This is a genomic window from Tamilnaduibacter salinus (assembly GCF_003096655.1).
GTDB classification, from domain to species: Bacteria; Pseudomonadota; Gammaproteobacteria; order Pseudomonadales; family Oleiphilaceae; genus Tamilnaduibacter; species Tamilnaduibacter salinus.
Genome location: NZ_QEKQ01000005.1, coordinates 125,887 through 141,189, shown reverse-complemented (window position 1 = coordinate 141,189; position 15,303 = coordinate 125,887). Strand labels below are relative to the sequence as shown.

The following is a 15,303-nucleotide window of genomic DNA, read 5'->3' as shown; positions in this document are numbered from 1 at the left end:
TGTTCAATGACTGACACAGGGTTCGACCGTGAGGTGGACTATGTCGTGGTCGGGGCCGGCTCTGCCGGCTCCGTGCTCGCCAGCCGGCTGACGGAAAGCGGTCACGACGAGGTTCTGGTTCTGGAATTCGGCGGCAAGGACAACTCAATCTTTATCCAGATGCCCACCGCCCTCTCCATTCCGCTCAATATGAAGCGGTTCGACTGGGGATTTCATTCCCAGCCGGAACCCGGCCTTAAAGGCCGCAGCATTCACCAAGCCCGCGGCAAGGTGATCGGCGGCTCATCATCGATCAACGGTATGGCCTTCGTCCGCGGTAGCGCCGGTGATTTCGAGGAGTGGGAACAGCTGGGCGCGAACGGCTGGAACTATGCGGGCGTGCTGCCCTACTTCCGGCGCGCCGAACAGTGCGTCTACGGCAGCGACGACTACCGAAACGCCGACGGTTCGGTGACTGTCTGCAATGGCAATAACATGAAAAACCCGCTCTACCGCGCTTTCATCGAGGCGGGCAGGCAGGCCGGTTATGGCTTCACCGAGGACTACAACGGGTATCGCCAGGAAGGCTTTGGCAAAATGGACATGAGTGTGCGTAACGGCGTGCGCTGTTCCACCGCCATGGCCTATCTCAAGCCGGCATTGAATCGGTCCAATCTGTCCCTGGAAATGCACGCGCTGACCCAGCGCGTCATCATGGAGGGCAAGAAGGCGGTGGGCGTGGAATACCGCAAGAACGGGCAGACGTTCCGCGTTCGCGCCCGCAAGGAGGTGATCCTCTCCGCCAGCACCTTCAACTCCCCGAAGCTTCTGATGCTCTCCGGGATCGGCCCGGCCGAGCACCTCAAGGAACATGGCATCGACGTGGTGCATGACCTGCCGGGCGTCGGGCGCAACCTCCAGGATCACCTGGAAGTCTGGGTCCAGCACGAGTGCACTCAGAAAATCACGCTCAATGGCTGGCTCAACCCACTGGCAAAGGCCTGGATTGGGGCCAACTGGCTGTTCCTCAAGCGGGGACTGGGCACGTCCAACCACTTCGAGGCCAACGGTTACCTGCGCAGCCGGGCGGGCCTGAAGTACCCGGATATCCAGTATCATTTCCTCGCCGGGGCCATTGCTTACGACGGTTCCAGCGCGGTGAAGGGGCATGGCTTCCAGGTGCATCTGGGCGCCAATAAGCCCAAGAGTCGCGGCTGGGTGAAACTGCGTTCCGCCAATCCGGAAGATCACCCCGAAATCGTTTTCAACTACTTCGACCGGGAAGAAGACCGGGAGGCATTCCGGGCCGGGCTGCACTTCACCCGGGAAATTTTCAATCAGCCGGCGCTGGACCCCTACCGTGGCAAGGAGCTGTCACCGGGGCCCGCCGTGCAGTCGAATGACGAGATTGACGACTGGCTCTCCGAGTCGGCCGAAACCGCCTATCACCCCGCTGGCACCTGCCGGATGGGGGCCGACGAGATGGCCGTGGTGGACCCGGAATGCCGCGTGCGTGGTGTGGAATCACTGCGGGTGGTGGACTCGTCCATCATGCCAACCGTCACCAATGGCAACCTGAACGCCCCGACCATCATGATTGGCGAGAAAGGCGCCGATCACATTCTCGGTCAGGGCATGCTGACACCGTCGGATGCCCCGTCTTTCTTCGTCGAGGACTGGGAGAACCGGCAGCGGGAAGGCGAACCGGAACGGCCGATGAAGACCGGCCAGTAACAGAAAAGGGGCCATTCGGCCCCTTTTTTTCTCAGAGCGTCGACGGCCCGCATCAATACGGGGCGTCGACGTCCCCTTCCGCCACATACACCGTTTTCAGGCGTGTGTAATGCTCAAACGCCCGGCGGCTGTTTTCCTTGCCGATGCCGGACTGCTTGATACCACCGAACGGCATCTCAATGGGCGTGAGGTTGTACTCATTGAGCCAGACAATGCCCGCATCCAGCGCGGCCGCCATGCGGTGCCCACGGTTCAGGTCGCGGGTAAAGACGCCCGCCGCCAGACCAAACGGCGTGCTGTTCGCCCGTGACACCACCTCGTCTTCATCCCGGAAGGTCAGCAGCGACAGCACCGGACCGAAGATTTCCTCGCGAACAATGGTCATGTCATCGTTCAGGCTGTCGAACACCGTTGGCGCCACAAAACCACCGTTCTCAAACCCGGGCACGGACACCGATTCGCCACCGATCAGGACCTTGCCCCCTTCGAACCTGCCCTTCTCGATAAAGCTCATGACGTGGTCGTGATGGCCCTTGCTGACCATCGGCCCGACGTCCGTGGACGGGTCCATGGGGTCGCCAACACGAAGCTTGCCCGTGCGTTCCAGAAGCTTCTCGACGAATGCATCGCGAACGGATTCATGGACGAACACCCGGGTCCCGTTGGTGCAGATCTGGCCCTGGGTGTAGAAGTTGCCCATCATGGCGCCAGAGACGGCATTGTCCAGGTCCGCATCGTCCCAAACGATCAGCGGGGACTTGCCGCCCAGCTCGAGCGTCACGGCCTTGAGGCTGTCAGCGGAGGCTTTCATGACCGCTTTACCAGTACCCACTTCGCCCGTCAGCGACACCTTGGCAACGTCCGGATGCGCCGTCATGGCCTGGCCGGTTTCAGCAAAGCCCTGCACGACGTTGAACACCCCGTCCGGCAGCCCCGCGTCACGGAACAGCTCGGCCAGGCGCAACGCTGACAGCGGCGTCAGTTCCGCCGGCTTGAAGACCATGCTGTTGCCCGCCGCCAGCGCAGGGGCGGATTTCCAGGCGGCGATCTGGATCGGGTAGTTCCAGGCCCCGATACCGGCACACACACCCAGCGGCTCCGGACGGGTGTAGAAGAAGCCCCCGTCCACCGACTGGTATTCCCCCTGCAGGGAACTGGCCTGGCCGGCGAAATACTCCAGACAATCCGCGGCGGAGTCGACATCGGCCTCCGGCGTCTCGGCAATCGGCTTACCACCGTCCAGGGTTTCCAGGCGCGCCAGCTCGTCACGGTGCTCGCGAAGCAGCGTGGCGGTTTTCATCAGAATCCGTCCCCGGGCCACACCACTCATGGCACCCCAGACCTTCTGGCCGCGAACGGCCGCGGCCACAGCAGCATCCACGTCCTCTTCGTCAGCCTGAGCGACCCGGCCGATCACCTCACCATTGGCCGGGTTCAGTGCGTCGAAGTACTGACCCTGACGGCCCGGACGGTAGCCACCCTCAATCCAGAGCTGATATTCCGGTGCCTGTGACATAGTGCGCTCCCTTGAACGGACCGACCCCTCTGCTGCGGGGCCGGAAAATGAATCAACGTGTGACCGCCCGACCCGGCGGTCACTCTTCAACCCTTGCTACTCGAAAGTCTAACGCCCGTCATGACGCCTTGAAATACGGGGGACTACCCAGAGACAGGACCAGCGGTTGATGATCCGCCCGGTGCCATTCCAGATACAAAAAAACCCCGCCGAAGCAGGGTTTTGACACATCTGGAACCGCTCAGTGCAGCCCGGACACGTAAGCCGCCAAGGCCTTGATGTCCTCATCGCTCAGTCGCGACGCAATGTCCATCATGATCTGGGCATTGCCACCCGCGTCGCGCTCACCATCCCGATAGGCCTTGAGCTGGGCTTCCACATAGCCAGGGGTCTGGCCACTCAGACGCGGGAACGCCGCCGGCTCGTTGCCCTGTCCTTGCGGGTTGTGACAACCGGCGCAGGCGGCGAGGTCTTTTGACAGGTCCCCCCCACGATAGAGTTTGCGGCCCCGATCAACGAGCTCCGGGTCCGCCTTGCCAATCGGCATCTGCTGCTGATCGAAATAGGCGGCGAGATCCTGCAGGTCCTGATCGTTCATGCCATCCAGAATCCCGGTCATCTCCATCACCTGGCGATCCCCCGACTGAATCAGCTTGAGCTGCTTGTACAGATAGTTCTCACCGAGCCCGGACAGCTTGGGGTAGGCAGGCTGCACCGGCTCAGCGCCATTCTGTCCGTGGCAACCGGCACACACACCAGCCATTTTCTTGCCGGCCTGCGGGTCGCCATCAGCATGGGCTGTTACCGCGAGGCTCAACCCGATAACCAGACCTGCGATCAGTTTATTCATGCTCGCACCGCTCTCTCATCAATCGTCATTTTTGGACCGGAGGCGCGTTGGATCGGAGAACACACCCGCCGGGCTTTAAACCGTTATGGTATTATACATTTTTCGATCATAACTGAAATCCAGCCACCTCCGAAGCGTTCAACCGTGACCGACACCTCCGATTCCCCGAATGAGAACCCGCGCCCCATCTCGTTCAACAGCGCCCGGTTCCTGACCAGCGCAGCCCGGCTTGATCAGTGCCCGCCGGACGAAGGTGTTGAAATCGCCTTCGCCGGACGTTCCAACTCGGGCAAGTCCAGCGCTATCAATACGTTGACCGCCAACAGCAAGCTGGCCCGAACCAGCAAAACGCCGGGCCGGACGCGGCTGATCAACTTCTTCTCCCTCAACCGCCCCGGCGCGCGTCTGGTCGATCTGCCGGGGTATGGCTACGCGAAGGTCACCCGTGAGTTGAAGGAGGAATGGCAGGAGCATCTGGAGGACTATCTGCTGCACCGCCAGAGTCTTCAGGGCATGGTACTGATCACCGATATCCGACGCTCGATCGGGGAATTCGATCGGATGATGCTGGACTGGTGCGAGCACAATCAGCTGCCGCTGACACTGCTGGCGACCAAAGCGGACAAGCTCAAATCCGGGCAGGCAAAGCGGGCGCTGAACACCATGCGGGGCGAGCTGGCCGGTCACGGCTGCGTGCAGAACGTGATTCTGTTTTCGGCCATGAAGAAGACCGGACTGGACCAGACCCGGAAGGTGCTGGCGGACTGGCTCGACGAGATCGAACCCTGGGCGCCATAGACCAAGGAAAACCTCTAAGAAGGCCCCTGAGGCCATGAAGTTCAAGGCGCACGGAACGCAGAATGCGAGGCATACCTGACTGGTAGGTGAGCATTCGAGTACCGCGCAACGCAGAAATTCATGGCCTCAGGGGCCTTCTCGGAGGTGTTCAGGAAAAGCTCCCGGAGCTGCAGGGCTCCGGGAGAACACGTCAGCTGCTTTCGCTTCAGCTAAAACCTGAGGAGAACTCAGGAAGACGCCCATCGGAGTCCTTCCCATGCGCGTCACTCCCTTTGACCGCACATTGTCGAACAAGTTCCCGGTCACCCATTCACGGCTTTTTTCGCCATCACCGACGGACGGTACTGCGCCCTCAGCGCCATGACCTGATCCCGGTATGGCTCTCGCAGGTAGGGCATTTCGAGTGTCAGCACCTGGTAGATCCCTTCTTTGAGCTGTTCCGGGCGAATACTGTCGGAACCGCTGTCGCTCGGCTGGGCGGATTTGAGGAAGGCCATCCAGTGGGTGATCACCAGCCAGACGTTCAGCGCCATGGCCTCCTTCAGCTCCTCACTCTGGTCGTGGAAAACGCCACCGTCCCGCAGGCCGTCGAAAATGCGCCGGATCGCGTCCAGGCAGCGGTAGGTGAACTTCCGGTAGTCCTCCCTCAGGCGCTGATCATTATCCAGCAGGAATTCGAGGTCGCGATGGAAGAAACGATAGCTCCAGAGACCGTCGAACACCGACTCCAGATACCCCATCATGTCGTCGACCGTCAGGGGGCGATCGGTCGGGATATCGAGGTAATAGTCCACCAGCTTTTCGTATTCCTGAAAGATGTCGTAGATGATGTCTGACTTGTTCCGGAAGTGGTAATAGAGGTTGCCGGGCGAAATGCCGAGGTGGGCGGCGATGTGGTTGGTGGTGACATTGCGCTCGCCCTGTTCATTGAACAGTTCCAGGCTGGTCAGGATGATCTTCTCGCGTGTCTTCATGAATCCGACAGCACCTTTTTTATCGTCGGGAACACGGTCGCATTCCCGCACGCATTCACACGGACCGGGACGACCAGTCCCGGCATACTGGTTTCGGTTTGACGGGCTAGAGCATATACTCTAATAATAGCAAACGGGTAACGATACCCTGTTTGACGTTTCTTTGTGAGTCATCCGGACAATCAGGCCCGGCCGCGTCGTTCGACACGGGGGTCAAGGAGAGTGGACCAACATGGTTGCCAGCGTCGTTCACCTGACCGAGAGCAAAAAGCAGATCCAGCAGACCGCCCGGATCTTCGAGGATCAGCGCCAGGCGTTCCGGCGCAACCCCTACCCGACGGAAGTCGAGCGCCGGGAAAACCTGCGGCGGCTCAAACGGCTTCTGCTGACGCATCAGGATCGGCTGATCGAGGCCATCGACCAGGATTTCAGCTGCCGGTCAGCCGATGAGACCCGCATTGCCGAGCTGATGCCCAGTGTTCAGGGCATCAACTACGCGCTGAAACATCTGCGGGGGTGGATGAAGCCGTCACGGCGCCACGTGACGTCTCTCTTCCAGCCCGCCAGCAATCAGGTACAGTACCAGCCCAAGGGTGTGGCAGGCATTATCGTGCCCTGGAACTACCCACTGTTTCTGGCCATCGGCCCGCTGACTGCCGCTCTGGCAGCCGGCAACCGGGTGATGATCAAGATGTCGGAGTTCACGCCCCACACCTCAGCCCTGTTCAGCGAGCTGATCGAATCGGCGTTTCCGCAGGATCTGGTCGCCGTTATCAACGGCGAGGCGGATGTGGCCGCGGATTTCTCCAGCCGGCCGTTCGATCACATTCTATTCACAGGGTCCACGGCCGTCGGCCATCATGTCATGCGGGCCGCCGCCGAGAATCTCACACCGGTCACACTGGAATTGGGCGGGAAGTCGCCGGCCATCATCTCCAGCGATGTACCGATGGACGACGCCGCTGAGCGCATTGCCTTTGGCAAAGTCTTCAATGCCGGCCAGACCTGTGTGGCGCCAGACTACGTCCTGGTCCCTGCCGATCGCCGGCAAAGCTTCATCGACACCTTCCGTGACCGCATCGCCACGATGTTCCCAACCCTGCGGGACAACACTGACTACACGTCGATCATCAACGAGCGTCAATATCAGCGGCTACAGTCCGTTCTCGAGGATGCCCGCGAGAAAGGCGCAGAGGTCATCGAGGTGAACCCAGGTTCGGAAAACCTGACGGACGGGACCCGTAAGATGTCTCCACATCTGGTCCTGGGTGGCACCGATGACATGCTAGTGATGCAGGACGAGCTGTTCGGCCCGATCCTGCCGGTGGTGACCTATGGCAGCATCGACGAGGCCATTGACTACATCAACGACCGGCCCCGGCCACTGGCGCTGTATTACTTTGGCTACGACCGGGAAGCACAGGATCACGTGGCCAAGCACACCATATCGGGGGGAATGGCGGTGAACGATACCCTGATGCAGGTCACTCAGGACGACCTGCCGTTCGGCGGCGTCGGCCAGTCCGGCATGGGGGCTTACCATGGCCGGGAGGGTTTCGAAACGTTCTCCCATGCCCGGGGGGTGTTCAGCCGCCAGAAGCTCAACAGCGGCAAACTGATCTATCCGCCCTACGGCTCCGCATTCCAGAGGATGGTCTATCGCCTGTTTATCCGGTAAGAGCAATCCGGCGGGGCGGCGCGACCGCCCCGCCTTTCCTTGAACCGCTTTCCCCTGTCAGGCTACTATCAGCGCCACTATTCCGAGACAGGGGCACCCTATGAACAACGTGGTCTATCCGGGCACATTCGATCCCATCACGAATGGCCATACCGATCTGGTTGCCCGGGCCTCGCGGCTGTTTGACGACATCATTGTTGCCGTTGCGGCCAGCCCCAAAAAGAAGCCCCTGCTGACACTGGAGGAGCGTGTTTCGCTGGCCGAGGCGTCGCTGGCTCATCTGCCGAACGTGCGCGTGATGGGCTTCAGCAATCTACTGGCCGAGTTTGTCGTTCAGCAAAACGCCAACATTCTCCTGCGCGGACTCCGGGCCGTTTCGGATTTCGAATTCGAGTTCCAGCTCGCCGATATGAACCGACGCCTCGCCCCCAGCGTGGAAAGTATCTTCCTGACGCCCGCCAATCATGTGTCCTATATTTCTTCCACACTGATTCGCGAAATTGCCTCGCTGGGCGGTGACATCCGTGAATTCGTACCCGAACCGGTCGCCCGCACTCTGGAAGCCCGCTTCAGCACCCCGGACTGACGTCGCTCCACACGCTGGCCGCGGACAGACCAGTCCCGATCAAGGAGCCCGATCATGATGCTGCTGTCCCGTACCCTGATCGTCGCCACGCTGCTGGCGCTCGCCGGTTGCGCCACTACACCGCTTTCGACAGGCACCAACGCCGTCGCCAGCGCCCACCCACTCGCCACACAGGCGGGCCTTCAGGCCCTCCAGGCCGGCGGCAATGCCTTCGATGCCGCGATCGCCACAGCAGCTGTGCTGGCGGTCGTCGAGCCCTACAGCGCAGGCATGGGAGGCGGCGGATTCTGGCTGCTCCAGAAGCGCAACCGCGAGACGGTGATGATTGATGCGCGGGAGACCGCACCCGGCCAGAGCCACCCGGATATGTACCTGAACGAGGCCGGCGAGGTGCGCTCCGATCAACCGTCCCTCAACGGCCCGCTCGCCGCGGGCATTCCCGGTCAGCCGGCGGCGTTTGCACACATCAACCGCCTCTATGCTGAGCGCCCACTGCGGGCGAATCTGGCCGCTGCCATTCGACTGGCCCGCCAGGGCTTCCGGATTGATGAGCGTTACCAGAAGCTGGCGTCCTGGCGACGGAAGGTTCTGCGACAGCACCCGGACACTGCCCGGGTATTCCTGCATAAAGGCAAGGTGCCCGAAACGGGCACCCTCCTGCGTCAACCCGCCCTCGCCGACACGTTGGAGCAACTGGCCGAGGACGGCGCCGAGGGGTTCTACTCCGGGCCGGTCGCCCGTCAGTTGGTCGAGGACGTTCAGGCAGCAGGCGGCATCTGGACGAAGGCGGATCTTGCGGCGTATCAGATCATCGAACGCGATCCGGTGACCATCCGCTACCGGGACGCCGTCATCCAGACAGCGTCACTGCCTTCGTCCGGCGGCATGGCGCTGGCCCAGATGTTCGGGATGATGGCGGAGCGGCCCATCACTGAGCTGTATCCGGAACCTGACGCGGTGGATCGTATCCACTACCGCACAGAACTCATGCGTCGCGCCTATCGGGACCGGGCCCGCCATATGGGCGATCCGGCGTACACCGATGTCCCCCGCGAGCGGCTGCGCTCAAGTGACTACCTCGCTCGCCAGGCCGGCTCCATCGAGCCGTTGACGGCCTCTGACAGCCGCACCCTGTTCGACGCCGGAACCGGCGGGCGACATACGACTCACCTCTCGGTGCTGGACAGCGATGGCCGACGCGTGAGCGCAACGCTGAGCATCAACTGGCCATTCGGATCAGGCTTCCTTTCCGGCCAGACGGGCATTCTGCTGAACAACGAGATGAACGACTTCGCCATCAAACCCGGGGTACCGAATGCCTATGGACTGGTGGGCGGCAAAGCCAATCAGGTGGAAGCCGGCAAGCGCCCTCTCAGCAGCATGAGCCCGACCCTGATCGACACGCCGCAGCGCAGTGCCATCATTGGCACCCCCGGCGGCAGCCGCATCATCTCGATGGTGTTTCTGGGCCTGCTGGATGTCATGGACGGTCACCCGGCCGGAGCCATCGTCAGCCGTCCCCGTTACCACCACCAGTATCGGCCGGATCAGATCCAGCATGAGCCGGAGGCGTTCACGCCGGATCAGCGTTTCCGGTTACAGGCGCTGGGGCATCGCCTGGAGAACGTCGGGCGGAAATACGGCAATATGCAGCTGATTCTGACCGATCACACAAGCGGGCAGACACAGGCTGTGGCCGATCCACGGGGAATCGGCCAGGCCATTGCCCAACCCGTGGACTGATCAGATCAGGGGCGGCACCGGAATGGTTTCGCCGTTGAGGTTCACCTGCATGTCTTTCAGGGAGACGTCAACGGAATAGGTCTCACCGTCGCGTTTGAGGAAGCCCTGGCGGATCAGGGATTCGGCGTCACGCTCCAGGCGCGGCACCTGTTTCACCAGCGCCACCGGCAGGCTCAGGTCCAGCTTGCCGGTCAGCTGCTGCATGATCAGCGGCATGCTGTCCCGCTTGTTCGGCGCCACCTCGGGGTGACTCAGGGACAGATGCCCGGACACGGTGCCCTGAGGGGTTTCCAGCGACAGTTCCTTGAGCTGCAACGCGATACCGGCGCCGGCCAGCCCCTTGGCCGCGTGGCTGAATCGCTGCATGAGCTGCATCTGCTGCTGGCGCAGTTGATTGACGTCCGGGTTCGGATTGTTGGCCACCCGCACCTGAAACTGCTGGACGTCCCTTGAGACGGCCATCAGACGCGTCCAGGACTCGACGTCCAGATTGTCCAGGGTCAGGGTCATCCGATGCGGTCCAGTCGCCTGATCGGCCACCTTGAGTGACTCCACGGTCATCGTGGAATCCGAGCGCACGGTTTCGTTCCCTTCCGATGCCTCCGTGTCACCGGTCAGCGACAGGTTGCTCAGCACAACGTCGGGCTGCGTTTCGCTCTCCAGGGCCAGCGAATCGAGCGTCATATCCATCTCGCCCGCCCAGAGGGACTCGGCCACACGCCGGGCATCCTGGTCAAACTGAAGGTTGCCAAGCCGGGCACGCAGTCCGGGCGCGCGGACCACCAGTCCGGGCCAGCTCAGATGGGCCTTCACATCACGACCCCCGTCCGAGAACTCGGCCCAGCCATAAGCCTCGGACATATTCAGGCTCTCGCCCGTCTCCTTATCCTCAACGTGGATTGACGGCACCGTCACATCCACCCGGCCCGTGCCCCACACCGAGGTACTGATGACGACTGTCGGTTGCTCGTCCGGAAACAGGCGTTGTGCCAGCTCCTGATCGTTGACCTCGGGCGTCAGGGTGATCTCGCTGCCGAGCCAGCCGTGGGACACAGAGCCCGTGTAGGGGACCGGAACCACCTCGCCAGTCTGCGGGTTTCTGAGAGTCACCCGGCCCGAAAGGTCGCTGCCAAACCAGTCACGCTCATACTGCGTGCTGTCCAGCGTCACCGGGGACGCCTCCGTGTCCAGCTGGTTCGCCGCGGCGTGCCATTGCTGCTCGGTCAGCTTGCCGGTCGCCCAGGGGGCGGCCACACCGACCACCAGAACCACGACGGCCACCAGAATCCATTTCTTCATGCGCACTACTCTCCCGTTGTTGTCATCGCTTGACGCGCTGCCTCGATTCGCCGGCACACCCGTTCCATGCCTTCCAGCACCCGCAGGCTCGGCCGGGCCAGTGTGTCCGGTGGCAACACCGCCAGCTGATCGTACTGGACCGCCGGAGTGCCGCCAAGCGTCCGCCATTCCGCCAGCGGTTCCCCGCCCTCTTTCGCGGCGGTCACGATCAACTGAGGCTGGCGGTCCAGAACCGCTTCGCGCGTGACGGTGGCGGTCGCCCCATCCAGCTCCGAGAACAGATTCCGCCCCCCACACCGTCGAATGACATCCTGAATGTACTGGTCACCGGCGACGGTGATCAGTGGGGAGGACCAGACCTGATAGAACACCCGGATCCTGGGAGGCGTCTGATAGCGGTTCGTCAGGGCGGTCAGACGTTCCCGGAACGCCCGGGCCTGACGCCCCGCCACACCACTGGTGCCGGTCATCCGCCCCAGCGTTTCCAATGCATCCGGGATACTCTGCAGATCGGAAAAAGACAGGACGAGAACGGGAATGCCCAAAGCCTCCAGACGGTCAACCAGAGCCCGGTCGGTTCCGCTTTTCCAGGCGACCACCAGATCCGGATCAAGCGCGAGAATGCGCTCCTGATCAAAGCGGTCGTGCCCCCCAACCCGAGGTAGCGATCGGGCGTCGGACGGGTAGTCACTGTAGGCACTGACGCCCACCAGCCGGTCACCCAGCCCCAGGGAATAGAGCAGCTCAGTCAGGTGCGGCGCCAGGCTGATCAGCCGCTCCGGCGGGTCCGACAGCGCCACCTCGCGCCCGCTGTCGTCGGTGACTCGCAGCCCGGCCGCAACGGCCAGCGGAATCAGCACGAGCAGCAGCACTGCCCCCTGGAGACCACGCGTCATTGAGCGGAGAGTCGATCCAGCAGCACCAGTTGAGAAGCGAAACGCTCTTCCTCCGGCCCCGGCTGATTCTGGATGTAGCGTCCGTCCGGTTGCAGTTCCCAGCTCTGGCAGTTGTCGGCCAGGTAGGTCTCCAGATCATCGCGCAATCGTTTCACCAGTTCGGGGTCCTCCACAGGGAAGGCCACTTCCACCCGGTTGACCAGGTTGCGCGTCATGCCATCGGCACTGGAACAGTAGACCTCTGACCGCCCGCCGTTGGCGAAGTAATAGACCCGGGTGTGCTCCAGAAAGCGCCCCACGATGGAGCGGACGTGGATGTTATCGGACAGGCCCGGCACCCCGGGTCGCAGGCAACAGATGCCCCGAATGATCATGTCAACGCGCGTGCCTGCCTGGGAGGCCCGGTAGAGCGCCTCCATCAAACGGGGTTCGGTGAGGGCGTTGACCTTGATGATGACGTGCCCTGCCTCACCATGCTCGGCTTCCCGATCAATCAGGTCGATCAGGCGGTCGTGCAGGGTGAAGGGCGCATGGAACAGTTTCTTGACCTTGAGCGCCTTGCCCATGCCGGTGAGCTGCTGGAACAGCTTGTTGACGTCATCCCCCAGCGCCTCATCACACGAGAGGTAGCTGTAGTCGGTGTAGAGCCTGGCATTGCCGGCGTGGTAGTTGCCGGTGCCGAGATGCACGTAACGCTTCAGACGGCCTTCCTCGCGGCGCACGATCAGGATCATTTTGGAGTGGGTCTTGTACCCCACCACGCCGTAGACCACGATCACGCCAGCCTCCTGCAGGCGGCTGGCCAGTTCCAGGTTTTCCGCCTCATCGAACCGGGCACGCAGCTCGATCACCGCCGTCACTTCCTTGCCCCGGCGGGCCGCGTCCATCAGGGCGTCGACAATCTCTGAATCGGCACCGGTCCGGTACAGCGTCTGTCGGATGGCCAGCACCTGCGGGTCCCGCGCGGCCTGCCTGAGAAAATCCACCACCGGCGTGAAGCTCTGGTAGGGGTGGAGCATCAGGATCGGCTTCTGACGGATGGCGTCGAAGATCACCTCATGATTGCGCAGCGTCTTCGGCACCGTCGGCGAAAAGCCCGGGTAAACCAGATCCGGCCGATCCACGAGGCTGCTGACCGCCATCAGCCGGGTCAGGTTCACTGGCCCATGCACGCGATAAAGCTCACGCTCGGTCAGTTTGAACTCGGCCAGCAGCAGATCGATCAGCGGTTGCGGGCAGTTGTCCGCCACCTCCAGTCGCACGCCATCGCCGAAACGCCGGCTCAGCAGCTCACCACGTAGCGCCGAGGCCAGATCCTCCAGATCGTCTTCCAGCTCCAGGTCCGCATTGCGCGTCAGGCGGAACTGATAGCAGCCTTTGACCTCCATGCCCGGGAACAGCTCATCGGCATGGGCGTGGATCATTGACGAGAGAAATACCAGGTTGTCACCGCCGTTACAGATGTCGTCCGGCAGGCGCACCAGACGCGGCAGCGAACGCGGGGCGGGGACAATCGCCATGCCCGTCTCACGCCCGAACGCGTCTTTGCCGTCCAGCTCAACGATGAAGTTCAGACTTTTGTTGACCAGCCGGGGAAACGGGTGCGACGGGTCCAGCCCGATCGGGCTGACGACCGGCAGGATTTCATCCTCAAAATACCGACGGACCCAGTCGGCCTGGGCCTGAGTCCAGTCCCGCCGACGGACGAAGTGGATGCCCTCCTCTTCCATGGCGGGAATCAGTGTGTCATTCAGGATCTCGTACTGTTCCTGAATGTACTCGTGGGCCACCCGGCTGATGTCATTCAGCAACTGCTCGGGCAGGATGCCATCGGGCCCGACGATCTCGCGGCCATACTTCATCTGCTGACGAAGACCGGCGACGCGGATCTCGAAGAACTCGTCCATGTTGCTGCTGAAAATGCAACAGAAGATCAACCGGTTGATCAGCGGGTGGGTGTCGTCCATTGCCTGCTGGAGCACCCGATAGTTGAAATCCAGGTGGCTCAGTTCCCGGTTGAAATAGTTCTCGCTGGCCCGGAGATCGGGCACGGCCGGCGCCGACGCGTCGCTGATCGGTGTGACCGCCTCGGCGGTCTGCTGGCTCTGCTCTGTCATATAGGGTCCGTTCCGTGTCTGGGGTCAGGCGCGCAACTGCCGCGCCGCCTGTTTGGCAAAATAAGTGAGAATCGCGTCGGCACCCGCCCGGCGCAGGGACAGCAGGCTTTCCATCATGACCGCCTCACCGTCCAACCAACCGTTGTTGGCCGCGGCCATGTGCATGGCGTATTCACCGCTGACCTGATAGGCAAGGGTGGGCACCTGAAGTTCCTGTTTCACCCGGCGGATCACGTCCAGGTAGGGCATCCCGGGCTTGATCATGACCATATCCGCCCCTTCGGACAGATCCATCGTCACCTCGTGCAACGCCTCATCACTGTTGGCCGGGTCCATCTGGTAGGTGGCCTTGCCCCCACTGCCCAGGTTACTGGCCGATCCGACCGCATCCCGGAAGGGCCCGTAGTAGGCGGATGCATACTTCGCGGAATAGGCCAGCAGCCGGGTATTGCTGTAGCCATTTTCTTCCAGGGCCTCACGGATCGCGCCGATGCGACCGTCCATCATGTCCGAGGGGGCAACCACATCCGCTCCGGCATCTGCGTGAGACAGCGCCTGACGCACCAGCGCTTCGGTTGTCACATCGTTGAGAACGTAGCCATTGTCGTCAATGATGCCGTCCTGCCCATGGGTCGTGTACGGGTCCAGCGCCACATCCGTAATCACGCCCAGCTCCGGTCGGGCTTTCTTGAGCGCCCGGACGGCACGCTGCACCAGCCCGTCCCGCGCCCAGGACGCCGATCCGTCCGCGTTTTTCTCCTCCGCGGGCACTACCGGAAACAGAACAACGGCCGGAATGCCCAACCCGACCAGTTCATCCGCCTCATCCGCCAGCTGATCCACGCTGAGCCGCTCAATGCCTGGCATGGAGGCCACCGGTTCACGCTGCTGCTCTCCCTCGCGAATGAACAGCGGGCAGATCAGATGGTCCACACTCAAGCGATGTTCGCGCACCAGGCGACGGGAAAAATCGTCCCGGCGATTACGGCGTAAACGGGTGGCGGGAAACTGGCGGCGGACGGCATTGAACACGATAAAGACCTCTTCTTTGACGGGCTGTACTCTCTAGCAGGAACAGGCTGGCTAGCAGGAGCATGCTGGCGGGCGCGGACCGCGCTACCGACAGACTGGGG

General features: G+C 62.2%; 12 protein-coding genes. 5 read left to right on the top strand and 7 right to left on the bottom strand.

From position 1 onward, the window contains the following. The first annotated feature begins 6 nt into the window (after positions 1–6). Positions 7–1,713: a choline dehydrogenase gene (gene betA, locus C8D92_RS08920; protein ID WP_116919132.1), complete on the top strand. Its 1,707-nt coding sequence runs from the start codon at positions 7–9 to the stop codon at positions 1,711–1,713. 52 nt (positions 1,714–1,765) lie between these two features. On the opposite strand, the gene betB is transcribed toward betA, so the two are convergent. Further along, a complete protein-coding gene (gene betB / locus C8D92_RS08915; RefSeq protein ID WP_116919131.1) occupies positions 1,766–3,229 on the bottom strand; it encodes a betaine-aldehyde dehydrogenase in 1,464 nt (487 codons plus the stop codon). A gap of 241 nt (positions 3,230–3,470) precedes the next feature. Then, positions 3,471–4,079: a c-type cytochrome gene (locus C8D92_RS08910; RefSeq protein ID WP_095611285.1), complete on the bottom strand. Its 609-nt coding sequence runs from the start codon at positions 4,077–4,079 to the stop codon at positions 3,471–3,473. Positions 4,080–4,223: 144 nt separating this feature from the next. Here C8D92_RS08910 and yihA point away from each other — a divergent pair, with 144 nt between their 5' ends. Continuing rightward, entirely contained in the window at positions 4,224–4,877 is a 654-nt protein-coding gene (yihA, locus tag C8D92_RS08905) for a ribosome biogenesis GTP-binding protein YihA/YsxC (protein WP_228151177.1), read from the top strand. 302 nt (positions 4,878–5,179) lie between these two features. On the opposite strand, the gene C8D92_RS08900 is transcribed toward yihA, so the two are convergent. Further along, positions 5,180–5,851, bottom strand: a complete 672-nt coding sequence (locus C8D92_RS08900; protein ID WP_095611287.1) for a TetR/AcrR family transcriptional regulator — start codon at positions 5,849–5,851, stop codon at positions 5,180–5,182. Positions 5,852–6,083: 232 nt separating this feature from the next. Here C8D92_RS08900 and C8D92_RS08895 point away from each other — a divergent pair, with 232 nt between their 5' ends. The 3 genes from C8D92_RS08895 (at position 6,084) to ggt (ending at position 9,858) form a co-directional block, all read left to right on the top strand. After that, positions 6,084–7,529 (top strand): coniferyl aldehyde dehydrogenase, encoded by a 1,446-nt coding sequence (locus C8D92_RS08895; RefSeq protein ID WP_095611288.1) that lies wholly within the window; start codon positions 6,084–6,086, stop codon positions 7,527–7,529. Between the two features lie 100 nt (positions 7,530–7,629). Next, positions 7,630–8,115 (top strand): pantetheine-phosphate adenylyltransferase, encoded by a 486-nt coding sequence (gene coaD / locus C8D92_RS08890; protein WP_095611289.1) that lies wholly within the window; start codon positions 7,630–7,632, stop codon positions 8,113–8,115. 54 nt (positions 8,116–8,169) lie between these two features. After that, positions 8,170–9,858 (top strand): gamma-glutamyltransferase, encoded by a 1,689-nt coding sequence (gene ggt / locus C8D92_RS08885; RefSeq protein WP_243402412.1) that lies wholly within the window; start codon positions 8,170–8,172, stop codon positions 9,856–9,858. Here ggt and C8D92_RS08880 read toward each other — a convergent pair whose 3' ends face one another. From C8D92_RS08880 to hemB, 4 genes are read right to left on the bottom strand one after another with little or no spacing between them, the layout of a single operon-like run. Further along, positions 9,859–11,157 (bottom strand): DUF945 family protein, encoded by a 1,299-nt coding sequence (locus tag C8D92_RS08880; RefSeq protein WP_165819260.1) that lies wholly within the window; start codon positions 11,155–11,157, stop codon positions 9,859–9,861. It lies immediately after the preceding gene. Between the two features lie 5 nt (positions 11,158–11,162). Next, the gene (locus tag C8D92_RS08875) at positions 11,163–12,053 is read right to left on the bottom strand and encodes a cobalamin-binding protein (RefSeq protein WP_116919128.1); all 891 of its coding nucleotides are present in this window, start codon (positions 12,051–12,053) and stop codon (positions 11,163–11,165) included. Next, positions 12,050–14,170: a polyphosphate kinase 1 gene (ppk1, locus tag C8D92_RS08870; RefSeq protein ID WP_095611292.1), complete on the bottom strand. Its 2,121-nt coding sequence runs from the start codon at positions 14,168–14,170 to the stop codon at positions 12,050–12,052. Before ppk1 ends, C8D92_RS08875 begins: the two co-directional genes overlap by 4 nt. A gap of 24 nt (positions 14,171–14,194) precedes the next feature. Beyond that, positions 14,195–15,205 carry a porphobilinogen synthase gene (hemB, locus tag C8D92_RS08865; RefSeq protein ID WP_116919127.1) on the bottom strand — a complete coding sequence of 337 codons (1,011 nt, stop codon included), beginning with the start codon at positions 15,203–15,205 and terminating at the stop codon, positions 14,195–14,197. Positions 15,206–15,303 lie beyond the last annotated feature (98 nt).